This is a genomic window from Nautilia abyssi (genome assembly GCF_055388085.1).
In genome coordinates this window covers 1,068,267-1,091,252 of sequence record NZ_AP042376.1, presented here as the reverse complement: position 1 = coordinate 1,091,252, position 22,986 = coordinate 1,068,267, and the positions used below count along the sequence as shown (strand labels likewise).

The 22,986-nt window shown below is 33.5% G+C and carries 26 protein-coding genes and 1 tRNA gene; 17 read left to right on the top strand and 10 right to left on the bottom strand.

Annotated elements, in window-relative coordinates; translation table 11 throughout:
• Positions 1-38: 38 nt before the first annotated feature.
• Positions 39-377: a P-II family nitrogen regulator gene (locus ACZ5EP_RS05595; RefSeq protein ID WP_127679495.1), complete on the bottom strand. Its 339-nt coding sequence runs from the start codon at positions 375-377 to the stop codon at positions 39-41.
• A gap of 93 nt (positions 378-470) precedes the next feature.
• Between ACZ5EP_RS05595 and ACZ5EP_RS05590 the strand changes: the two genes are divergently transcribed.
• Positions 471-734, top strand: coding sequence for a hypothetical protein (locus ACZ5EP_RS05590; protein WP_464508304.1), 264 nt, complete (start codon positions 471-473; stop codon positions 732-734).
• Here ACZ5EP_RS05590 and purT read toward each other — a convergent pair.
• Positions 712-1,878, bottom strand: coding sequence for a formate-dependent phosphoribosylglycinamide formyltransferase (purT, locus tag ACZ5EP_RS05585; RefSeq protein WP_127679497.1), 1,167 nt, complete (start codon positions 1,876-1,878; stop codon positions 712-714). The two genes, ACZ5EP_RS05590 and purT, sit on opposite strands and share 23 nt — an antisense overlap.
• Positions 1,879-1,984: 106 nt before the next feature.
• On the opposite strand from purT, the gene ACZ5EP_RS05580 reads away from it, so the two are divergent.
• The 10 genes from ACZ5EP_RS05580 to ACZ5EP_RS05535 all read left to right on the top strand — a co-directional run bounded on the left by ACZ5EP_RS05580 (position 1,985) and on the right by ACZ5EP_RS05535 (position 11,923).
• Positions 1,985-2,215, top strand: a complete 231-nt coding sequence (locus ACZ5EP_RS05580) for a FeoA family protein (RefSeq protein WP_464508303.1) — start codon at positions 1,985-1,987, stop codon at positions 2,213-2,215.
• A gap of 38 nt (positions 2,216-2,253) precedes the next feature.
• Entirely contained in the window at positions 2,254-4,311 is a 2,058-nt protein-coding gene (feoB, locus tag ACZ5EP_RS05575; RefSeq protein WP_127679499.1) for a ferrous iron transport protein B, read from the top strand.
• A gap of 151 nt (positions 4,312-4,462) precedes the next feature.
• Entirely contained in the window at positions 4,463-6,889 is a 2,427-nt protein-coding gene (locus tag ACZ5EP_RS05570; protein WP_464509637.1) for a ribonucleoside-diphosphate reductase subunit alpha, read from the top strand.
• Positions 6,890-6,975: 86 nt separating this feature from the next.
• On the top strand, positions 6,976-7,782 hold the full coding sequence (locus ACZ5EP_RS05565) for a glycoside hydrolase family 5 protein (RefSeq protein WP_464508301.1): 807 nt from the start codon (positions 6,976-6,978) through the stop codon (positions 7,780-7,782).
• 32 nt (positions 7,783-7,814) lie between these two features.
• Complete coding sequence (locus ACZ5EP_RS05560; RefSeq protein WP_127679501.1) at positions 7,815-8,855, top strand: ribonucleotide-diphosphate reductase subunit beta; 1,041 nt, start codon at positions 7,815-7,817, stop codon at positions 8,853-8,855.
• Positions 8,845-9,261 carry a secondary thiamine-phosphate synthase enzyme YjbQ gene (locus ACZ5EP_RS05555; RefSeq protein ID WP_464508300.1) on the top strand — a complete coding sequence of 139 codons (417 nt, stop codon included), beginning with the start codon at positions 8,845-8,847 and terminating at the stop codon, positions 9,259-9,261. Before ACZ5EP_RS05560 ends, ACZ5EP_RS05555 begins: the two co-directional genes overlap by 11 nt.
• Positions 9,262-9,323: 62 nt before the next feature.
• On the top strand, positions 9,324-9,875 hold the full coding sequence (locus tag ACZ5EP_RS05550; RefSeq protein WP_464508299.1) for a flavin reductase family protein: 552 nt from the start codon (positions 9,324-9,326) through the stop codon (positions 9,873-9,875).
• A 33-nt stretch (positions 9,876-9,908) separates the two neighbouring features.
• Positions 9,909-10,478, top strand: coding sequence for a fumarylacetoacetate hydrolase family protein (locus tag ACZ5EP_RS05545; protein ID WP_464508298.1), 570 nt, complete (start codon positions 9,909-9,911; stop codon positions 10,476-10,478).
• A 14-nt stretch (positions 10,479-10,492) separates the two neighbouring features.
• The gene (locus tag ACZ5EP_RS05540) at positions 10,493-11,194 is read left to right on the top strand and encodes a 7-carboxy-7-deazaguanine synthase QueE (protein ID WP_464508297.1); all 702 of its coding nucleotides are present in this window, start codon (positions 10,493-10,495) and stop codon (positions 11,192-11,194) included.
• Between the two features lie 144 nt (positions 11,195-11,338).
• Entirely contained in the window at positions 11,339-11,923 is a 585-nt protein-coding gene (locus ACZ5EP_RS05535; RefSeq protein ID WP_464508296.1) for a 6-pyruvoyl trahydropterin synthase family protein, read from the top strand.
• Here ACZ5EP_RS05535 and ACZ5EP_RS05530 read toward each other — a convergent pair.
• Positions 11,920-12,663 carry a carbonic anhydrase gene (locus tag ACZ5EP_RS05530; protein WP_464508295.1) on the bottom strand — a complete coding sequence of 248 codons (744 nt, stop codon included), beginning with the start codon at positions 12,661-12,663 and terminating at the stop codon, positions 11,920-11,922. The two genes, ACZ5EP_RS05535 and ACZ5EP_RS05530, sit on opposite strands and share 4 nt — an antisense overlap.
• Before the next feature lie 274 nt (positions 12,664-12,937).
• Here ACZ5EP_RS05530 and ACZ5EP_RS05525 point away from each other — a divergent pair, with 274 nt between their 5' ends.
• Genes ACZ5EP_RS05525 through ACZ5EP_RS05510 form a run of 4 tightly spaced genes read left to right on the top strand, consistent with a single transcriptional unit; the run spans position 12,938 to position 15,100 of the window.
• A complete protein-coding gene (locus tag ACZ5EP_RS05525; RefSeq protein ID WP_464508294.1) occupies positions 12,938-13,621 on the top strand; it encodes a TIGR00703 family protein in 684 nt (227 codons plus the stop codon).
• Positions 13,622-13,630: 9 nt separating this feature from the next.
• A complete protein-coding gene (locus ACZ5EP_RS05520; RefSeq protein ID WP_464508292.1) occupies positions 13,631-14,344 on the top strand; it encodes a hypothetical protein in 714 nt (237 codons plus the stop codon).
• A 1-nt stretch (position 14,345) separates the two neighbouring features.
• The gene (locus tag ACZ5EP_RS05515; RefSeq protein ID WP_127679509.1) at positions 14,346-14,738 is read left to right on the top strand and encodes a NifB/NifX family molybdenum-iron cluster-binding protein; all 393 of its coding nucleotides are present in this window, start codon (positions 14,346-14,348) and stop codon (positions 14,736-14,738) included.
• Positions 14,735-15,100, top strand: coding sequence for a NifB/NifX family molybdenum-iron cluster-binding protein (locus ACZ5EP_RS05510; RefSeq protein WP_127679510.1), 366 nt, complete (start codon positions 14,735-14,737; stop codon positions 15,098-15,100). Before ACZ5EP_RS05515 ends, ACZ5EP_RS05510 begins: the two co-directional genes overlap by 4 nt.
• On the opposite strand, the gene ACZ5EP_RS05505 is transcribed toward ACZ5EP_RS05510, so the two are convergent.
• On the bottom strand, positions 15,069-15,470 hold the full coding sequence (locus ACZ5EP_RS05505; protein ID WP_127679511.1) for an arsenate reductase ArsC: 402 nt from the start codon (positions 15,468-15,470) through the stop codon (positions 15,069-15,071). The two genes, ACZ5EP_RS05510 and ACZ5EP_RS05505, sit on opposite strands and share 32 nt — an antisense overlap.
• Before the next feature lie 121 nt (positions 15,471-15,591).
• On the opposite strand from ACZ5EP_RS05505, the gene ACZ5EP_RS05500 reads away from it, so the two are divergent.
• Positions 15,592-15,682 (top strand) — tRNA-Ser (locus ACZ5EP_RS05500).
• A 171-nt stretch (positions 15,683-15,853) separates the two neighbouring features.
• Here ACZ5EP_RS05500 and ACZ5EP_RS05495 read toward each other — a convergent pair.
• Genes ACZ5EP_RS05495 through ACZ5EP_RS05475 form a run of 5 tightly spaced genes read right to left on the bottom strand, consistent with a single transcriptional unit; the run spans position 15,854 to position 21,147 of the window.
• Positions 15,854-16,726 carry a hypothetical protein gene (locus ACZ5EP_RS05495; RefSeq protein ID WP_464508291.1) on the bottom strand — a complete coding sequence of 291 codons (873 nt, stop codon included), beginning with the start codon at positions 16,724-16,726 and terminating at the stop codon, positions 15,854-15,856.
• A 9-nt stretch (positions 16,727-16,735) separates the two neighbouring features.
• On the bottom strand, positions 16,736-19,195 hold the full coding sequence (locus tag ACZ5EP_RS05490) for an Hsp70 family protein (RefSeq protein WP_464508290.1): 2,460 nt from the start codon (positions 19,193-19,195) through the stop codon (positions 16,736-16,738).
• A gap of 3 nt (positions 19,196-19,198) precedes the next feature.
• Positions 19,199-19,669: a hypothetical protein gene (locus tag ACZ5EP_RS05485; protein WP_464508289.1), complete on the bottom strand. Its 471-nt coding sequence runs from the start codon at positions 19,667-19,669 to the stop codon at positions 19,199-19,201.
• Between the two features lie 15 nt (positions 19,670-19,684).
• A complete protein-coding gene (locus ACZ5EP_RS05480) occupies positions 19,685-20,833 on the bottom strand; it encodes a hypothetical protein (protein ID WP_464508288.1) in 1,149 nt (382 codons plus the stop codon).
• A 14-nt stretch (positions 20,834-20,847) separates the two neighbouring features.
• Positions 20,848-21,147 carry a hypothetical protein gene (locus ACZ5EP_RS05475; protein WP_464508287.1) on the bottom strand — a complete coding sequence of 100 codons (300 nt, stop codon included), beginning with the start codon at positions 21,145-21,147 and terminating at the stop codon, positions 20,848-20,850.
• 270 nt (positions 21,148-21,417) lie between these two features.
• Here ACZ5EP_RS05475 and ACZ5EP_RS05470 point away from each other — a divergent pair, with 270 nt between their 5' ends.
• Positions 21,418-21,669, top strand: coding sequence for a helix-turn-helix domain-containing protein (locus tag ACZ5EP_RS05470; RefSeq protein ID WP_464508286.1), 252 nt, complete (start codon positions 21,418-21,420; stop codon positions 21,667-21,669).
• On the opposite strand, the gene ACZ5EP_RS05465 is transcribed toward ACZ5EP_RS05470, so the two are convergent.
• A complete protein-coding gene (locus ACZ5EP_RS05465) occupies positions 21,664-22,983 on the bottom strand; it encodes a plasmid recombination protein (RefSeq protein WP_464508285.1) in 1,320 nt (439 codons plus the stop codon). The genes ACZ5EP_RS05470 and ACZ5EP_RS05465 overlap by 6 nt on opposite strands.
• Positions 22,984-22,986 lie beyond the last annotated feature (3 nt).

The window sequence follows — 22,986 nt, the reverse complement described above, 5'->3', positions numbered from 1 at the left end:
AACTTAATCTCTTCTCAACTTCACAACTTAACTACTTACTATATCGCTTCTTCGTCTTCTTCGCCCGTTCTGATTCTGATAACTTTTTCCACAGGGCTTACGAATATTTTACCGTCGCCTATTTTGCCGGTTCTTGCAGATTCGCTTATAGTTTCTATTACTTTTTCTACGTCTTCGTCCGCAACAACCAGTTCAAGTTTTACTTTCGGCAGGAAATCTACAATGTATTCCGCACCTCTATAGAGTTCAGCATGTCCCTGCTGTCTTCCGTGACCTTTTACTTCACTTATTGTCATACCGTGAATACCGATATCAAGCAAAGCCTCTTTAACATCATCAAGTTTAAACGGCTTGATAATTGCTTCGATTTTTTTCATAAACGCTCCTTTTTTTGGTATATTGTAATTGTATTAAACAACGTTCATTAAAAAAATATTAAAAGTGATTAAATTTTATACAAAAGAGCGGAAATGGATAAAAAAGAATTTTTTTTAGCGGTAAAAAATATAATTGATAAGAGCGATCCCTCCAGACTTCTTCAGTATAGTGAAGATGAATATTTTGGCGAGGCCGCAATGATATGCGACAGTATATACCGGAAAAATTTAAATGAAAAAGAGATAACGGAGGTGATTTTGGATACGTTTTATTATATGTTCGGCGATAAAAGCTACTGCAGTAAAAAAGACGCCGAAAAAATGGCGAAAGAGATCAGAGAGAAACTTTTTGAATAAGAAGCTGTGCCTGTTTTAAAGCCTCTTTTGCCTCTTTGTCGCTTACAAGCAGCACTCCCATCCTTCTTCCCGGATGGGCTTCCGGCTTTCCGAATACCACGAATCTTGAGTTGATTCTGAAAATAGAAGGGTCGATTTTAAATTCAGGAGTATATGTGTCTTTATCGGCTTTAAACGCCGCGCTGGCTCCCGGAGTTAAAAATTCAAATCCCAAAGGCAGATTTAATACCGCTCTTACGTGAAGGGCAAATTCGCTTTGAGACTGTGTTATAAGCGTAACCAGTCCCGTATCGTGAGGTCTTGGAGAAACTTCTGAAAAATACACTTCGTCGCCCTCAACGAACAGTTCAACTCCGAATATACCTCTTCCTCCCAGACCTTCAACGATTTTTCGGGCGATATCTTTTGCTTTGTTTAAAGCCGTTTCGCTCATTTCCATTTCCTGCCATGAGAAAATATAATCCCCTCCGCTTTGAATATGTCCTATAGGCGGACAGAAAACTATTTCACTATCGTTTTTGGCTGTTAAAAGCGTAATTTCATAATCAAAATGAATAAATTCCTCAACTATAAGCTCATCCGCGCTTCCTCTTGCGTCTTCTTTTGCAAACTCCCACGCTTCTATTACTTCTTCTGGGCTTTTTACTATGCTCTGTCCGTGTCCGGATGAACTCATAATCGGTTTTACGACTACGGGATATCCTAAAGCGTCGCATGCTTTTTGCAGATCTTCCAGGGTTGATACGAATTCGTATTTGGAAGTTTTGAGCCCGAGCGTTTCCGCTGCGAAAACCCTTATATTTTTTCTGTTCATTGTCTTGTTTACGGCTTCTGCGTTAGGAATAACGTGAAACCCTTCTTTTTCGGCTTCAAAAAGAGCTTCTATATTGATAGCTTCAATTTCGGGAAGAATATATGTAGGTTTTTCCCTTTTTATTACATCAAGAACCTGCTCTTTGTTTTTCATATCTATTACATACGATTTTTGGGCAACTAAACTTGCCGGCGCATTCGGATATCTGTCAACGGCTATTACTTCGCATCCGAGCCTGTTTGCTTCTATCGCGACTTCTTTACCCAGCTCGCCGCTTCCTAAAAGCATTATTTTGACTGAGTTAGACTTAAGAGGAGTAGTGAGTTTCATAAACGTCCTTTTTTAAAGCGATTATAACATTTTTGATATTTATCAAGAAATAAATTATAAAGTATTGATATGATACGGAAAAATATTTACATGCCAAAGGACGGATATGAGATTAAACGAATTAACAATAGGAGATGAGGCTACAGTTAAAAAAGTACATGCCAAAGAACCTTTAAAAAGCCGTCTTTTTGCCTTTGGAATCGCTAAAGGACAGAAAGTTAAAGTCCTCAAACATACACTTGCAAAAAATACTTTTGAAATAGAAATAGGAAACACCAAAGTGGCCCTTCGCGATGAAGAGGCCGCCGAAGTTGAAGTGGAAAAAGATGTTAAGTGAAAAATTAAAAATTAAAAATGAAAAGTTATGGAGTTGATATGAAAGAAATAGTTGTAGCGTTAGTCGGGCAGCCGAATGTCGGAAAGAGCCATCTTATCAATTCGATTTCGGGTGCGCAGCTTCATGTCGGGAATTTCAGCGGCGTAACCGTTGAAAAAAAAGAAGTTGTTTTTGAAAGAAACGGATATAAAATAAAACTTATAGACCTTCCGGGAACATATTCCCTTCATACGTACACTCCCGAAGAGCAGGTAACTAAAGACTTTTTGTTTAAAGAAGAGTATGATCTGATTTTAAATGTTTTGGATTCCAACCAGCTTGAAAAAAACCTGACTCTTACATGGCAGCTCAGCGACCTTCAAAGACCTATGGCCCTTGCGTTTAACATGTATGACGAATTTGCCAGAGAAGGCGGGGAGATTGATACGGATAAATTTTACAGACTTACCAATATAAAAGCACAAAACGTTTCCGCAAAAGAAAATTTCGGACTTGAGGAGCTGTTTGAAAAGGTAATTCAGACATATGAAGAACAAAATATTCCGAAAGTATATTACAGCGAAATCGTTGAAGAAGAAATAGAAAATCTTAAAAGAAAAATAAAATCATGCAGATTTTCAAAAAGATTCGTAGCCGTCAGACTTCTTGAAGACGATGAGGATATGTATAAAGCCGTTCACGAAAAGCCTTGGTTTGTGGATATTATGAATACGCTAAAAAGCGCTAAAGAGAGACTTAGAATCGAATTCGACGAAGATGACACCAAAACGGTGCTTTTTGAAGAGAGGCTGGCACTTGCAAAAGGTATAGTGACACAGGTGGCCAAAAAGGCCAAAAAAGAAACATTAACGGAAAAAGTGGATAAAATTCTGATTCATCCTATTTTGGGACTGCCTCTGTTTTTGCTGATTATGTGGGCGATATTTCAGGCGACGTTTTCACTCGGCGCCGTTCCTATGGAATATATAGACAAGGCGTTTAGCGCATTTGGAGCGAATCTTGCGCATTTCCTTCCTAAAGGAATCGTAAGCGAAGCGATAATCAACGGAGTTATTCCGGCAGTGGGCGCTGTTGTGATGTTTTTGCCTAATATCCTTATCCTGTTTTTGGGAATAAACCTGCTCGAACAGACCGGATATATGGCAAGGGCGGCGTATATTATGGACGGTGTTCTTAAAAGGTTCGGACTGCAGGGAAGGGCGTTTATTCCGCTTGTTTCCGGGTTCGGATGTTCTGTGCCCGCTTATATGGCGGCAAGAACGCTTAAAAATCCTAAAGACAGACTTATAACAATGCTGGTAATCGGGTTTATGAGCTGTGGGGCGAGGCTTCCTGTTTATGTTCTTTTGGTGAGTGCGTTTTTCAGACCCGAAATTCAGGGTAACGTACTTTTTGCCATTTATATCGGAGGAGCATTGACAGGTTTGATAGTAGCCAAAATTTTAAGGCATGTATTGTTCAAAGGGGAGCCTGAGCCGTTTGTTATGGAGCTTCCGAAATACAGATTTCCGAAACTTAAAGGTATTTTGTTTGATTTGTGGATAAAAAGCAAGCTTTACCTTAAAAAAGCCGGGACTTTTATCGCTACGGCGAGTCTGATAGTGTGGGTTTTAAGTTCATTCCCGAGAGCCGGAATAGAACAAAAATACCAACATCTGATTGCTCAGAATCCGGCTAAAAAAGCTGAGCTTGTTCAGCAGATGAACAGAGAAATTCTGCAAAATTCATATCTGGCCGATATAGGCAAATTTATAGCACCTGTTTTTAAACCGCTAGGTCTTACCTGGAGGGAGGACGTTTCTTTAATAGCCGGGCTTGCGGCTAAAGAGGTTGTCGTTTCAACCCTTACGGTGCTTTACGGCGGCAATAACAAATCAAAAGAAACAGTAAACGTCATTAAAAACAATATGACGTTCACAGCAGCAGTGGCTATGATAATTATCATAATGTTTTATTCGCCTTGTCTTGCCGCGATGGGTACTTTCTGGGCTGAGGTGCCTCAGTGGCAGTGGAGAATATTTTATACGGTATATCCTAACGTATTCGCCTATATTGCGGCTTTTATAGGAGTGAGTCTTATTAAACTTTTCTCCTGATTTTCTTTTCGTATTATTTTTAATTATAGCTTTTATCAAACTTTAAATTTATTGTGTTATTATTACGATTATTTAAAATTTCAATAGACTTGCGTCTTAAAATCACTAACAATATTTTGTTTTAACAAAAAGGAGAATAATGTATCCGGGGATTACAGTTATTAAAAGAAACGGCAGAAGAGAACCGCTAGATATTTCCAAAATCAGAAAATATACAAAAGCGGCCTGCGAAGGTTTAGAGGGGGTGGATTATACGGAACTTGAACTTGATGCGAAACTTCAGTTCAGAGACGGTATTACAACTGCTGAAATTCAAGATACTCTTATTAAAACGGCGGTTGATAAAATAGACATAGACAGACCGAACTGGAATTATGTTGCGGCAAGGCTGTTTTTGTATGATTTGTATCACAGGGTGACAGGGTTTACCGGATATAATCATTTAAAAGATTATTTCCAAAAAGGAGAGGAAGCCGGAAGAATTCTGCTAGGTCTAAAAGAAAAATTCGATCTTGAAGACTTAAACGCATACATTAAGCCTGAAAGAGATCTTCAGTTTACGTATCTTGGAATTAAAACTCTTTATGACAGATATATTATTAAAAACAAAAACGGCGAGCCGATTGAACTTCCGCAGCAGCTTTTTATGGGTGTTGCGATGTTTTTGGCACAGAATGAGACAAATTACGAATCTATTCCGGAAGATGAAAGAGCTGGTATTCCGAACGATCCGAAAGCCGTAAGAGGATACTGGGCTAAAAAATTTTACGATGTGATAAGCAAATTCGAAGTAATGGTGGCTACTCCTACGCTTAGCAACGCCAGAACCACAAGACACCAGCTCAGCAGCTGTTATGTCGGAAGCATGAACGACAATATCGAGGGTATTTTTGACGACTTTAAAGAAATGGCTCTTTTAAGCAAATTCGGCGGCGGTATCGGATGGGACGTAAGCAGAATCAGGGCTCTGGGAAGCTTTATCGATAACCATAAAAATGCGGCCGGAGGAGTTATTCCTTGGCTTAAAATTACAAACGACATCGCTATTGCGGTTGACCAGCTGGGAACCCGTAAAGGTGCGATTGCCGTATATCTCGAGCCTTGGCATATGGATATACTGGACTTTCTTGATCTTAAGAAAAACAGCGGAGAAGAAAGAAGAAGAGCGCATGACCTTTTCCCTGCTTTATGGATAAGCGATCTGTTTATGAAAAGAGTTGAAAAAGATGAACTTTGGACGCTTTTTGACCCTTATGAAGTAAAAGATCTGACGGATCTTTACGGTGAAGAGTTTGAAAAAAAATATATAGAATACGAAAACGATCCTAATATTTCAAAAGAAACGATAAAAGCCAAAGAACTTTGGAAAAAAATACTTCTTGAATATTACGAAACGGGAAATCCTTTCCTTTGTTTTAAAGACAATGCCAACAGAAGAAACCAAAACGACCACGCAGGAATTATCAGAAGCTCAAATCTTTGTACGGAAATTTTCCAAAACACGGAGCCTAACCATTATAAAGTGAAAGTTACGTTTGAAGACGGAAGTTTTAATATGTATGACGAGGAAGAAGACGTAACAGTAGAACACGGGGACGTAAAACTTACTAAAAAAGCTAAAAAAATTACGTCAATCGACGCAATCAACGGCAAACAGGTATATATTGTAGAAAAAGTGCCGGTAGAAGGCAAAACGGCTGTTTGTAACCTTGCAAGCGTAAATTTGAGTAAAGTAAACACGCCTGAAAAAATCAAAGAGGTCGTTCCTATCGCTATAAGAATGCTTGATAACGTAATAGACCTTAACTATTATCCTGTAAGAAAAACGAAAGATACGAACCTTAAAAACAGAGCAATAGGGCTCGGTGCCATGGGTGAAGCGCAGATGCTGGCGGAAAAACAGATTTTCTGGGGAAGCGACGAACATCTCAAACTGATTGACGAAGTGTTTGAAGGCATCAGCTACTGGGCTATTAAAACCAGCGCGGAGCTTTCCGAAGAAAAAGGCATTTATCCTGAATTTGAAGGAAGCAGATGGTCAAAAGGGCTTCTTCCGATAGACAGTGCCAGCGAAGAGGCTAAAAGACTTGTCGAAAGAGATCTGTTCAGCGCAATGCAGTATGACTGGGAAGGGTTGAGAGAACAGGTTAAAAAAGGAATGAGAAACGGATACCTGATGGCTATAGCGCCTACAAGTTCTATTTCAATTTTAACCGGAACGACTCAGACGATAGAGCCTGTATATAAAAGAAAATGGTACGAAGAAAACTTGAGCGGTCTTATTCCGGTGGTTGTGCCGAATTTATCTGCAGAGACATATATGTTCTATACGCCGGCGTATGAACTTGAACAGACGGTATTGGTTAAAGCCGCGGCTATCAGACAGAAATGGATAGACCAGGGGCAGAGTCTTAATATATTCATTACAACGGATAAGGCGAGCGGAAGATATCTCAATGAAATCTATACGCTGGGATGGAAACTGGGTCTAAAGAGTTTTTATTATTTAAGAAGCCAGTCTCCTGAAGTTAAAGAGGAGGTTATGGACAGAAGTATAGAATGCTTCGGCTGTCAGTAATCTTATTTTTTTTATTTTCTTTTTCCTTTTCTTATTCTCCTAAAGATTATCAAAAAAAGCTCGGTGTCGGAATTAACGTAAACTGGGTGCTTTTTAAAAAAATAGAAAAACGTTTTTGTTTAAGCGATATAGACTCTTTTAAAAAAAGAGGGTTTAACAGTGTCAGAATCAGATTTGACGATAACGTCGATTTGAAAAGACTTGATAAAATCATAAACAGATGTTTAAAAGACGGGCTTATTCCCGTTTTGTCATACAGCGGCAGAAATTTCAGATTAAATCCTCAAAAATACGAAAATCAGGCTGTTCATATCTGGGAGATAATAGCCAAAAGATATAAAAACGAGCCTTATGAATTGAGCTACGATCTTTTGATAGAACCGAATAAAAAAATAAAAAAACATAATAATATACTTAACGGTTTTTATAAAAGAGCAGTAAAAAACATCAGAAGAATAGATAAAAAAAGGATTCTGTTTTTAGCACCAAACCATATCAGCAACCCTTACTGGCTCAACAAACTTTATATTCCGAAAAATGACAGATATATAATGATCGAATGGCATTTTTATGCGGCGGGTCCCAAAAGGGCTTTGGACGATGCCATGAAAAGAGATATTTTAAATAAAATAAAATATGCAAAAAACTGGTGTGAATCCCACGGACTGTATTCATGGGTCGGAGCATGGATGCCAGGCAATTACAACCACGGCAATACGGTTGAGATAATGGAACAGATAAAATTTGCCGAATTTCTCAGCTGTGCTCTTAGAAAAAACTCTATTCCTTATGCCGTTAATGCCGGAGCTAAATTTTATGATTATAAAACACACATGTGGATTAAGAAATATCAAAAAGTGCTAAACGCATTCTTGTTTCCTGAGTGTAAATAGAATATAATACAAAAAAAATGTAAAGGAACGATATGCAAATTAAAAAGCTTTTCAATTACGACTGCCCTTTACATAAAGGTTCTACTACATCGATAATTAACGGATGTACGGAAGGGATAATTAATCTTAATAAACTTAGTTATCCGTGGGCGTATAATTTATGGGAAATGATGCTTGCAAACACATGGTTTCCGAGAGAAGTGGATTTAACCGAAGACGCAAGACAGTACAGACAGCTTTTGCCGGCTGAGAAAAGAATGTATGATAAGGCTTTAAGCCAGCTTATTTTTATGGATTCTATCCAGACAAATAATACTCCGGACCACGTAAATCCATGGATTACGGCGCCGGAAGTAAATATGTGCATAGTAAGACAGGCGTATGAAGAGGCTCTTCATTCACAAAGCTACGCAGTTATGGTTGACAGTATTTCTCTTAATACGGATGAAATTTATGAAATGTGGAGAGTCGACAATAATCTAAGAAAGAAAAACGAATTTATCGGAAATGTTTATGAAGAGTGGGGCACAAAAGCGCTTAACGGAGATGATGAAGCTAAAGTTTATATGATTGTGGCTAACCAGTGCCTTGAAGGTGTTTATTTTTATAACGGTTTTGCGGCGTTTTATGTGCTTGCAAGAGCCGGTAAAATGCTTGGAAGCGCACAGATGATCAGATTTATTCAAAGAGATGAAGTGACTCATACGCTTTTATTTGCAAACATCTTTAAAGAAATTAAAAAAGAGTTTCCGGATCTTTTCACTCCTGAAGTTATAAAAAACATTAAAGATATGCTTTTTGCAGCGTACGAACTTGAAAGAGACTGGGGATGGTATATCACAAATGACGAGATTTTGGGTATGAGCAAAGAACTTATTGACAGATTTACACAATATCTGGCCAACAAAAGGGCACAGGCTATGGGGCTTGATCTGTTATTCCCTGAAGTGGGACTTAAAAATCCTATCAGCTGGTTTGATGGATTCTCTAGTTTTAACGAGCAGAAAACAAACTTCTTCGAAGGAAATGTGGTTAACTACTCCAAAGGAAGCCTTAATCTTGATGATTTTTAAACAAAAAGAGATTACGGTAAAAGCTCCTAAAAGGGGCTTTTTCGTAATTACCGACAAAATACTTTCATCAATCGATATTTCGGATATAAAAGTCGGAATGATGAATATTTTTTTAAAACACACTTCAGCTTCCCTTACAATTAATGAAAATGTTTCTCCCGACGTATGGAATGATATGGAAAAAATATCCAGCGATTTAGTTCCGGACGGATATCATTACGAACACTCCCTTGAAGGGAAAGACGATATGCCGGCACATTTTAAATCTTCAATGTTCGGAGTCAGTCTGAACATTCCGATTACAGACGGAAGACTTAATCTAGGGACCTGGCAGGGAATATATCTTAACGAACACAGAGATTATCCTACAAATAGAAATATAGTAATTACGGTATACGGTCAGTAACACTCTATTTTATAATCCTCATTCTTACTTAATTATAATATAATTTCAAAAAAAGGTAAGAGATGATTTTGGATTTTACTAAAACCGACAGTAAAGAAATATACAAACTTATGGCCGGAAATATCATCCCAAGACCGGTTGCCTGGATTGTAACTGAGAATGAAGGTAAAATAAACGTAGCTCCTTTTAGCTATTTTACGGGTATTTCAAGCAAACCGCCTCTACTGATGGTAAGTATCGGAAGGAAAAAACCCACTATTGACGAGCCGAAAGATACGTTTAAAAACATAAAAGAAACAAAAAAAGCAACCGTTTGTCTGACTCCATTAGATCTTTACGAAAAGATGGATAAAACAGGCGAAGTTCTGCCTTTTGGTGTAAACGAGGCGGAGAAATTCGGAATTGAGCTTGAAAAAATCGATGAAAACTTTCCTCCTATTGTGAAGGGCTGTAAGAGGGCGTTTTTGACAGAACTTTACGGAACTTTTGAAAATGAAGAAATGGCTACAATTCCTTTCTTTTTAAAAATTCACAAAATGTACATAGACGGAGATTTTGAACCGGTTGCGAGAGTCGGAAGAGGATATGCGAAACTTTGTGAAATTAAAAATTAAAAATAAAAAGTGTAAAATCGATTGGAGCGGATTATGAATAATAAAATCGTATGTGTTGGAAGAAATTACGTAGAGCATGTGAAAGAGCTTAATAACGAAATGCCGAGTGAGCCTGTATATTTTATGAAACCTTTTAGCAGTATCAGTAATGAAATTAAACTTCCTGAATATTCTCCTATGCATTACGAGGGTGAAATATGTTTTTTAATTGGCGATACTCTTAAAGTCGGATTCGGGTTTGATTTCACTCTTCGTGAAGTGCAGAGTGAGCTTAAGAAAAAAGGCCTTCCGTGGGAGAGAGCTAAAGCTTTTAAAGGCGCGGCTGTTTTCAGTGAATTTGCAGAATTTAAAAATATCGATAATTTGGGACTTGAAGTGTATAAAAACGCAGAGCTTGTTCAAAAAGCCGGGGTGGAGCTTATGATGTACAAACCTGAATTTTTGTTTGAGGATATTGAGAGGATTTTTGGATTAAACGAGGGAGATATAGTAATGACAGGAACTCCTAAAGGTGTCGGGGTTGTAAATGCAGGGGATGAGTTTGAGGGTAAGATATTGGAAGACGGCAAAGTGCTTGTTTCTAAAAAATGGACAGCACATTAAGTGAAAAGTGAAAAATGAAAAGTGAAAAATTAATACCCGTAAGCGAAATATTTTATTCAATTCAGGGAGAGGGTAAATACGCAGGGCATCCGAGTGTATTCGTAAGAGTCGGGGGATGCAACCTCAAATGTCCAGGATTTGGAGAAAAAGGGTGCGACAGTTACTATGCCGTCGATAAAACATATAAAAACGAATGGCGGTTATTGAATATTGAAGAAATAAAATCCGAAGTTTCCAAATATCTTAATAAAAATACTCATCTCGTAATAACCGGAGGAGAGCCCACACTTTTTTATAAACAGCTGTATCCGCTGGTAGAATGGTTTAAAGGGCAGATTACGATAGAAACAAACACTACGGTTGATATAGATTTTGAAAAATACCCGGCATATAAGGATGTGGCTTTTGCAATGAGCGTTAAACTCTCAAACAGCGGTGAAGACTATTCTAAAAGAGTCAAAAAAGGGGTAATTGCGTCATATGTTAAAAACGCTCCGAAAAGTTTTTTTAAATTTGTAATTGACAGAGACTTGAACGATGAAATAAAAGAAATTACCGGTGATACGAATGCAGCGGTTTACTGTATGCCTCTTGGTGCTGACAGGAATGAACTTGAAAAAAACGCTCCGTTTGTATTTGGGTTTTGCTTAAAACACGGGTATTGTTACAGCGACAGAATACATATAAGGCTTTTTGGCAAAAAAAAGGGTGTTTAAATTTAAATATAAATGTTTTTAATAATATAAATATATCGCATTTGTTATAGTGACAGACACTTATATGAAGCTGAAAATGTGATAAAATTAAATAAAATAACTATGTACAGTATAATTTTAATATTAATAATAAAAAGGAAATAAGTGATAATAAGGAAGCTTTTTAAATTCGAAAATGCCCATATAGTCAGAAACTGTACAAGCAGAAGATGCAGCCGTTCAATTCACGGACACAGTTACAAAGTAGAGGTAAAACTAAGTTCAAATTATCTCGATAACGGTGAAATGGTATATGATTTCGGGCTTATGAAGGTTACGATAAAAGATCTTATCGACAGTTTTGACCATGCTATTACATTATGGGCTAAAGATGAACCCGAATATATAGAATATGCCAAAAAGTTTAGCGAAAGATGGATTGTACTTCCGGTCAATCCTTCTGCAGAGCAGTTTAGCAGGGTGTTTTTTCTTATAATTGACAGGGTTTTGAATTTGATGGAATTTAATAACGGGGAAAAGGAAGTTAAACTTCACTCAATTACAGTGCATGAAACAGATACGGGATATGCAGAATGTTTTAGAGAAGATGCGTATAATTTTAAAGGAATGGGTGAAATTAAATTTGAAGATATTATTTTTAGTAACCGTATCAAGGAAGAATGGAATGATGTTACTCTTTGGGAAAAAATATTAAAAGGAGAGAAACTAGTCTCTCCTAAAGAAGTTTAGTCTAATATAACTCTTGCATTTATCGGCTGAAGAGGACGGTTGTTTTTACCCATTACTTTTTCAAATGCTTTTATCTGATCTGCACTTACTTCCACAGGCGTTTTCATTACAAACCATCTGACTCCTTCGCTGCACGGAGGAGTAGTAAGTGAACCGTTGAATCTGTAATATTTCAGGCTTTTTGGCAGAAGATCCTGAGCTTTTAGATTAACTTTACATAGGCTTTTTTTCTCTCCCGTTTTTGCAGGGATATTGTCTACAAGTTTTTGAAATGCCGGATTAAATTTTCCTATTTTAAACATAACGCTTACTACTGCAAGCTCTCCGTTTTTGGTTGAATGCACGAAATGAGCTTCTGCGGGGAAATATTCACCGTTTATGGTGTTTTCGCTCGGTGTATGAAAATGAAACTGCAGAAGTTTAAATTCTTTACCGTCTATATAGAGCTTGGCTCCGTTTTTCATTTCGGCTTTTAAAGTATGGCCGTTATTTAGAAAAGATTTTGCTTTTACATCATAATAAATATTAAGAGGTGTCAGTGTTGCCTTTAGCGTATTTGAAATATCTATAGGGGACTGGTTTTTACCGAGTTTACACATTTTGTATTCCGGTTTTAAATCTCCCCAGTGATCCGGTCCTGTTTTGCCGCTGTAGCTCCAGCTTGAATGAGCGTAATTACCTGCAAAAAGAGATGTACTCATAAGTGCCGCTATACCTAATTTTATAAATATTTTTTTCATTGTTGCTCCTTGAAATGTTTTGGTAAGCAAATAGTACATACTTTGAGGTAATTAAATGTTAAATTTATATTATATAAGAAAATATTATTATAGACTAACTTTTGCAATTAATAATTATTATAGTTTAATAAATTTTAAGATTTGTTGATCTTGATATGATACATCTTGTTTTGTGACAGTTTAATAAAATTATGAATTAAATTGAGATACATATAAAACTTGACATAAATAGACTAAAGTATTATAATTATAAAAAACTAAAAAAGGATGAAAGATGATTACTGAATTAAGACAGGAACAGCTTTTAAATACATTAGTATTTGAAACATTGGGAGCTCCGGAAAAGGAGAAAGAATTTAAAATAAAATCGCTTAAAAAATGGGGATTTGATTTGCTTTTTGGAAAAAAAGACGGAGAAGAAACCTTTTTTGCCGCAGCCGATAAAAAAGAAGGTGACAAATATACCGAAAACGATATAGAACATGAAGTAATTGAAGTGCTAAAAGAACTTCCTAAAAACAAGAAACTGTTTGCAAAAATAGAAATGATTGAAGGCAGGGCGTATCTATACGTATATTTAAGAGAAGGCGATATTGATACTCCTGTACTTCACGTGCCGGCCGGAGAGCTTTTAATTGCGTTTTTGAAAAAACACAAATTTGTACATATTATTGAAGCGTTAAGAAATATAGGAAGCGCTGCAAGTCTTGTAAAAAAACACGGTGATGAAGGTAAACCGCTTCCGTTTGAAGAACTGCCGCCGGTTCCGAGAAGATTTTTGAGAGATGCTAAAAAAATAGAAAAAGAGATGGGGTTTGGAAGAATCGCTCTTGCGTATTTCGGTGAGAATAAAAGCGGTGATGCGAGATACTGGATGGAATGGATGGTTCCGACAATTGCATTGTTTGATGAGAAAATCAGCGAAAAAATAGATAAAGCCCTGGCTGAATTCAAATAAGGAGTCGGTATGCTAATATTCTGGAGCGGTACGTCTTTTGAAAAAAACGGATTTTTAGAAGACGATAACGGTAAATTTTTACCAAGAAACGCAATACTTGAAGCACTTGAGAGTGCCGTGGTATTTTATTACATTAAAAAAGACAAAGAAATTGAAAATCTCGTTAAAAAATATCTGACGACTAAGCCTAAATTAAAAGAAATAAGCAGGGAAATTAAAAAAATAGTATTTAAAAAATACCCTGTAATGGAAGGAATTGAAATACCTGAAAAGATCTATCTTCCAAAAGAGAATATCTCAAAAGAGCTTGTAAAAGTTTATGATTTAGAAAAGAAAGAATTTACTAACAGCTTTAAAATGGAAATATTCAAAGGCGTTTTGGAAAATGTGCATGTAAAAAGCGAAAATATTGAAAAAATAAAAACGGCATGCAAATCGTACGCAAGGGCACTGGCAGAATATGAACATAAAGAGCTTAAAAATACGGAATTTGAAGATTTAATTGTAGATATTCAAAACAGCATCGCAAATGAATGGGAAATACCAATCAGGGTAGGGTATTGGACGAATACTCCTTATAAAGGAGACTTGCTGTTTTTCTGGAGAATTAAAGAGGTTAGGGAATATTTAATTAAAGAACTTAATATTGACATAAGACCGAAAGATGTGCTATATTTACCGCGTACAAATGAATTCCTCGGTTGGGGAGAAATAAAGGATTAATATGTCTATAAAAATAGCAGTGCCTGTAGAAGGTGAAAATTTAGTAATAGTGACAAGAACGGGAAGAGCTCCGTATTTTGCAATATATGAATTTGACGGAAATGAATTTAAACTTGTAGGACTTAATGAAAACACTCATGCCGGTGAACACGAGCATGAGCACGAACACGGACATGATCACAAAGAAGAACATACGGCAGATGAGGTTGAACATCATCATCAGCATGTAAAAGCCAGTAAAGTGGACGGTTGTGATTACATCGTAGTAAGAGCACTCGGTCCAAATATGAAAGATGCTCTTGAAATGGCTGGTGTAAAAACTATAAAAGTCAGTAAAAAAGACGGAAATACAGCACCTGAAGTACTTGAAAAAATCAAAGAGGAGTTAAAATGAGAGTAGTGATTCCTACATCTACACCGGACGGACTTCTTGCAAAAAGAGGTGCGCATTTCGGGAAAGCTCCTTTTTATATTATTGTAGATATTGAAGACGGAGAAATAAAAGAGGTAAGCGCTGTGGAAAATCCGGGACATGCGGGAGGTGCCTGCGGTAACGCTGTAACTAATATTCAAAGTCTCGGAACAGACGCATTAATCGTAGCCGGAATAGGCGGCAGACCTCTTGAAGGATTTAAACAGGTTGGTATTAAAGTCTATTTTGACAATATGTCTCCTACCGTAGAAGAAGCGGTAGATAAATTTATAAAAGGCGAAATTGAAGAGATCAGACCTGAAAATGCGTGTGGAGCGCACTAAAAAGTCTTTTTTTTATCTCTTCTTTTGTTTTTAAAAACTCTTCATAATCTTTTCCGTCAGGGTCTTCAAACGGGATATGTATTGTTTTTGTCCCTGGAATTACAGGACATTCTTTTGCGGCATTGTCGCATACTGTTATTGCCAGATCAAAGGGTGACTTATTCATAATTTCCTGAATGCTTTTTGAATGATATTCGTCTTTCCATGCGTTTTCTTCAATTAATACTTTTTTTGCGTTCGGGTTTACCCTGCCGCTTGGCTTGCTGCCCGCACTGTATGCTTTAATATTTGGAAAATATTTGTTTATTAATCCTTCCGCCATAATAGAACGGCAGCTGTTGCCGGTACATAATATTAAAACTTTTTTCATTTTTTTCCTTAGATTATAAAATATATGTGAATATTAATAAAATTTTTGGAAAATTAAAAATTAGTCTTGTGTTTTGGTTGAAATTAAAATTTTTTTTGATATAATTTCAATCCACACACATGGAGAGGTGGGTGAGTGGCTGAAACCGGCGCCCTGCTAAGGCGTTGTACCCACATCGGGTACCGCGGGTTCGAATCCCGCCCTCTCCGCCATTACTTCAAAAACTCCGTAATTTCGGTATCTTTCAAAAATCAACGAGGTAAGTGTCAGTCGTTTTTGGCGGATTTTTACTGACAATTTAACTGACAGTTTAAAAAAATTAAAATATTTTACATTAACAACTTAATTATTTTTTGTTTTATTAGTTAAATATTTAACTTTATCTATTTTAAATAAAAAATTTTTACTTTTTTATAAAACGATTGTAAGAAAGATAGTTTATTAATATTTTCTTTAAATTTTTCGCTATTTATAAATTTTCTATAGTAAGTGTCTATTCCTTCTATAAAAGTATTTGCACCCATTATAAATTGATGTACCTCTAAAGGTGCACTGAAAGGCAAGTTTTTATATGTACCTGTTCCGTCTATTGTAGCATCTATAGTAAAATGATATGCTAAACCTGCACTGACACCTGTCGTAAAATTAAATAAAAAATCATCTTTTTTTTCATGAATTAAATCCCAAATTTCTGAATGCTCTTTTGGTAATTTATCATAGATCATATCTATCGTTATTATGGCAAATAAAACTAATACCTCAATTACAATACCAGCAATAATTGAATGTGTAAATATTGAACGATGATCTCCCATACCAAACATTTCTAAATCTAAATCTGGAATACCTCCGTCGCCGTCAACTCCCCCAGAACCTAAATACGCTCCTAATATAAATATTAAAACATTAGTGATATTGGTTTTAGGATTTTCTTTAATATATTTAGAAAAATTTTTTATAATATTAACAATATCCTCATTTATTTCAGTAATATTATTGTTTATTTTTTTATATTTTTTATTAAAAAATTTTTTTAATTCTTTGTTTAAAAAAGCTTCATAAAATTCATTTCCCTCCAAAGAAAAATATTTTCCAATCTTCAAAACAATATCTTTGGTATTTTTTAATCTTCTATTAGTCGTATAAATAACCAATAAAGGAATTTTACTTGTTAAAAATGTTAAATCTCTTGTAGAAGTTTTCATTACTGCATATTTTAGTTCTTCATTTAATCTCAAAAAATTCTCTTTAGTCACAATTTTCCTTTAATTAAATCCTATTTTATTTATTTGACTTTGTGATTCTTCTGGAAGTAATTGAAATAACTCTCTTGTAATATCTGCTAACTCTTGAATGTTTTCATTTTCAAATGCTTTCATACCCCTACCAATCAACATATTTGCTTTTGAAGAGCCTTTGAATTCATCTTGTTTTTCACTTACAATATATGCAAAAGCACCTTTTATGAAATCAGGTTCTTTCCATTTCATATGAAAATTAACTGCTAATAATTCGTCTAATAACTCTTGAACTTTGTGAATATTGTTTGAATTCAAATAAATTATCTCTTTTTCAGTTATTTCTTTTAAATATTCTTGGTCGGCATAATCTCCGTATTGTGCCACTAATCTTTCGGTTTCTGGTTTTAACTCTAAATATTCATTTTTAAGTTTATTGATTTTTTCATCTTTTATAGCGTTAAAATATTCTTGTGCTATTTTTCTTTTTTTATCTTCTAATTGATATCTTTTATCGCTTGTATTGTCTTCATCTATTTCACTTATTTCTTTTTCTAATTTTGAAATTTCAGTTTTTAAAGAATACAATTCATCCACTTTTTCGTATTCGTTATTTTGTTTGGCAAAATCCAAACTTTTATCTATCTCATCTGATAAAGCATAAATTTCATCACTTAATTTATCTATATGAACCTCCCTGTTTTTTGGATTGAAAATTTCTTTAAATTCTTGATCTGTCATAGGAATATAAGCCGAAATAGTTAAATCTCTTGATTCGCTCATTTCAATAATTATTTCTAAATCGGCTCCTTTTACAATATCTCTTTCTATATCATTTCCGTCAATTTTAAGAAATCCTATTGATTTATTGGCTGTTGGCAACGAATTACTGTCTCCTTCTAAAATGTTGATTATAATCGCCTCATTGCTGTTTTTTATAATGGTTTTGTTTATTTCTTTTGTTATAGTCTTTTTAAGAGGTAATATCGCACCTTTTTTAAATACTAATTCAAGTTTAGTTTTTCCGTCAATATCATCAACTTCTAAAGAAATATCCTCTGGCAAAGGCTGTCCGGCTATTGAGTATTTTCCTTGTGCTATTTCTATGCTTTCTGTTTGAATTGCATTGTTAAAGTTATCAAAAATAGTCATTGTAAAAAAGTTATAATTGTCTTTTAACAGTGGTAAATCCTCTGAAAGTTTGTTTTTCAAAGGTCTTAATCCGCTGTCAAAACCTCCGTCTTCTCTAATAATTCTATAATTAAACCCGCTCACATCTCCATCAACTCTGATAGCTACAAATTCCGAATCCTCCTGAGTCGCTTTTTCATACGCCATTTTAATTTTGAATTTTGTTTGTGTTTTATTTTCTGTTTTATTATTGTTATTTTGTTTTTTCTTTGTTCCGGCATAATAAGCCGCTCCAATTGCCACTGCTGTTGTAGGATCAATATCAGTTAATATATTAATATCTAAAACATCTTTTATATATTTTCTTACAAAAGGTATATAAGTAGAACCTCCTACCATCAATACAAAATCAATATCATCATTTCTCAAAGAATTTCTTGTTAATATTTGTTTAATCATATCGGCAGTTTTGATTATTTCATTTTTAATTATTTTTTCAAATTCATTTCTTGTAATAGTAAAATAAATATCTTCATCTTCAAATTCAAATTCAATTTCAGCTGATGTTTTGGTTGAAAGCTGAATTTTTACCTGTTCAGCAAGATAAAGTAATTTATAATAAATTTTGTTATATCTTCCTGAGGCATTTTGAAACTCGTTTTTTAAATTACTATATTCAAAATTATCTTCCAAATAAGGAATAACTATTTTTTCTACTATCAACCTATCGAAATCACTGCCCCCTAAAAAATTATCTCCCTCGTGATCAATAACTTTCATTTCTCCGTCATTAATACTAAGTAATGCCACATCAAAAGTCCCTCCTCCTAAATCATAAACCAACCATTTTGTTCCTTCTAATTTTCTTTTTTTTGAATTGGCATAAGCCAAACTGGCGGCAATCGGTTCTTGTAATAATATAACTTCTTTAAACCCCGCCAATTCTCCTGCTTGTTTGGTGGCATTTGACTGAATCGTATCAAATGAAGCTGGAATTGTGATAACTACAGAATCCGCTAAAATATTATCATCTTGAATAAATGTTTTCAATTCTTTTAATACATAAGAGGATAATTCAATTGGCGTAATGGATTTTGAAAGTGATTTTATTTTGTAAGTTTCATTGGTTCCCATTTTTCGTTTGAAAAATGCCACAACATCCTGAGGTCTTTTTTCCATATATTCTTTTGCTTTTTGTCCAACTATAATTCTATCTTTTTTAAATCCTACAACAGAAGGCAATGTATCTTTCCAAGTTATGGGATCTTTAAATATCTTAACTTCCCCTTTGTCAAAATAACAAATAGCACTATTTGTAGTTCCTAAATCTATTCCTAAATTTATAGTTTTACTCATCGTTTAGTCCTTTTGTTTTTTTTTTGATTTTGTGATATATTTTTTTTTTGCTCCCATAGATTTTACATTTTGAGAAGATGAATTTTGTGATTTTTTAGCTTCCTGTTTTTGTAAGGAATTTATATCCTCCACAATTACAACTCCCTTTTGAATAATCTGAATTCGATTATTCTGTTTTATACGAATAATAGGTTTTATCACATCTACAATTACCAAATTTTCAGCACTTTCTCCCGCTATCATCGCTTCTACATCCGTTCTCGTTTCATCATACTTTTGATTTATAGGATTTTCTATCATCAAAGAAACACCCTCTATAAACTCCTCTTCAAAAAAAGATTTTAATTTATTTAAATTTCTTTGAATAGAATTTTTTTCTTGCAATTTTTCTACTTTTTTTTCCATTTCAAAAATTTGATTTAAAAGAAATAAATATTTCTTTAATTCTTTATTTAATTTTATTTCTAAGTTCATTCAATTTTTCTCCTTTTAATTGGTTAGCACAACAAAAATAATAATAAGCCCTACTATTAACCAAATAAAATTTGTAATTGTATTTTCATCTATTTTTCTACTTATCTTTATAATATCATTTATATTAGAATTCAGAATATTTAAAAATTCATAATCTTTTGTTCGAGTTTTAAAAAAAATAAACAAATTTTTTAACGATTTTAAATTATTTTTCTCTAAAAGATTTATTTTATTATCTTCAATATAATTTAATATCATAAAAAAAATATACTTTAATAATTCATCATCAAACTCATTATTAGATTGGACAACATTATGAATTTTTTTTATTTTTTCATAAAAATTTTCACGAGAATAAAGTATATTTTCAATTTGTTCTAAATACTTTGATTTTTTTATATTTTCTTTTAATTCCTCTAATTGCTTTTTATCATTTAAAAAATTATTCTTATTTTTTGAATTTAATTTAAACTTCAAAGCTAAATTAATCAATTTAATAGCTAAATCAATATTTTCATTTTTATTCCATACATCTACACTTAAATTTCTAACAATCAAAGCAATATCATTTCTTACTTTATCAAAATAATCCGGTAATTGATTTATAAAATCAACATCTCCTATAATCTTTTGAATTTCATAAAAATCTATATTTTGATTTTCTTTAGATAAAAGTTCGTTTTGTATGTTTTTAAGCATTTTATAAATAGGTTCATAAATTTGTTCTAAATAAATTTTTGAAACGGGAGGAGTAATTTTGAGTATATCTATATTTTTATTTACGAAAGCTTCTTTGTAAATTTTAGATAATCTTTCCACTATAAACGGTTCAACGAAAATTTTTACCCTTTCATCTAAAAATTTTATATCTGAAAAAACTTCCTTTATATTTTGATTTCGCACACCGTATAAAAAATTATTTATATTTTTTTCTTCATTATAAAGCAAGAAATAAATATCTAATAAATTTCTGTCATTATCAATTGCATCTAACATTTCATAAATTTCATTCTTGGAAAATTTTTGATTATAAATTTCAATTTCATCATCAAATAATTCTAATTGATTTAAAACACGTTTTTTAAATTTTTTGAAATTTTCTTTATTTAAATTGTCAAATTCAATAGTTTTTGCAATATCATATGGATTTATATATTTTTCCATTAATTGTAATCCTTTTATCTATAATTAAATTCTCTAATTACATCCTTTGCTTCATCAATGGCTTCCTGTTTTTTATCTTCAATTCTTTTAATATCATTGTTCGCTGCTTCAATATATTCTTTTATACACTCAAGATAATTTTCAACTTCAGATTTTGTGTTTTCAAATTCATATTCAGAAGAAAATCTATATGGAATATATGGTTTAGAACAAGAATGTGAAGGATATCCAACAAGTGTATCTAAATTACTACTGCCTATATCTAATCCAAAAGCAAAAGCATTTAATATTGATAAAAAAATAATTTTTTTCATTATCATTCCTTTATTTTTTTATTTTTAAGAAGCAGAATAAGAAAAAGTTAAATATTTACACCTGACAGTGAAAGTTACATGGTTAGCAATAGCCCTTTTCATCCTATCCCCTTTATAAACAGCAACGTATTTTGTCAATTATACTCTCTCTCTCTCTCTCTCAATTTCAAGGGAAAAAGTTTATTTGTTGAAATAATTATCCCATAGGATAAAGACAAAACAATTATATCTCTTTATTATTTACCTGTCAAATTATCCCATAGGATGTAAATGAATAACGATATTAAAGAGTTTTATAAAATAATTTCTTCCAATGTTAAGAAAAAAAGAATTGAAAAAGGCTTTTCCCAGCTTGATTTGGCTCTTGAAATCGGTATTAAATCCGTTGCTTTTTATTCTAACTGTGAAAATTTAAGATACGGTAAACACTTTAATTTAGAACATTTATATAAACTTTCAAATGCTCTTAATACAAATATATGTGAATTTTTTGAAGGTATTGACTCTATTAAAAAATCATAAATCTTCAATATTTTTACTACTTTTTATACGTTTTTTTGATGAATGCGTTAATGTTTTGTTTATTTCTTTTTTTTCAGATTTATTCTCTGTATTCGATTTATTGTCCATCTTTTTATAATCCCTTTCAACTTTAAGTTTGACATTTTCATTTTCTAAATCTTTTATTTTTGTTTTTAAGATTTGATTTTTCTCTTTTTCAACTTTTAGTTCTTTTTGAAGCTGTTTGACTCTGAAAACGGCATCGATGAATTCTTTGCCGTAGTCTTTTTTAGGTGATGTTGTGGATTTGATTATTTTTTTTGATTTAGAGGTTTTAACGATTTTTTCTTTATTGAGTATACCTCTATCTTCCGAATATTTCTCGATAAGCTCAAGCTGTTTTTTTCTGATTTTCTCTTTGATTGAATTTTCAAATTCATTTAGCATATGGTTTATATCTTTAAGTTCTGTTACTTTTAAAAGTTTTTTGATTTGGGATAAGGTCTGGTAATCTTCTTTGGTGAAAATTTTGTATTGTTTATTTTCTTCCTGGAGTTTATTATAGTCTTTCATTTGGTTTCTTAATTTTTGAATTCTTTTTTCAAGTCCTTTTTTGGTAAGTTCGAGTTTTCTGATTTCGGCGTCTTTAAGCAGTAGTTCTTTTTTTAGTTTTTTATTTTCCTCTTCAGTTTGTTTTCTTAAATTTTTTTCGATTTTAAGCTCTTTTTTAAGTTTAGCCACTTCGTTGTTTTTAAGTTTCATGGCTCTTTTATATTCGTAGGTGTCAAGCCTTTTTGGTCTTTTTTTCTTTTCTTGCGTATAGTTTACGCCTCTTGGCATATTAAGAAGTTTTGCGATTTCATCCTGAAGGGTTATTAAATCTTTCCTGTCCATTTTTCTTCTGACACTCACACCTTCGTTGTCTATTCCCATAAAAAGTATATGAGCGTGATAATTTATAATCTTGTTTCCGTTTTCGTCTATGTGTCCTTCGTCTTTGTGGATTGAGTATTGGATTACTTTGGTGTTGTATCTTTTCTCAATAAATCTTACAACTTTTTCCAAATCTTCTTTTGTGTGTTTTTCGTTAAGGTTGATTATGGCACTAAAAAGGGTAATCGTTTTTTTATGAAGTTTCTTACCCGTTCTTTTCTGATAAAGCTCCGTTCTTTTTTTAAGTTCCGAAAAGTATAACTCCATAGCCTCGTTTGCTTTTATATTGCAGTAATTATCATCTTTACTGAATATTGAATTGTTTGTATCTTTTTCCCTGCTGTTGTGATAGAATTCTCCGATACTCGCTTTTTCTATATGGATTGAGGATTTTCTAATCATAGC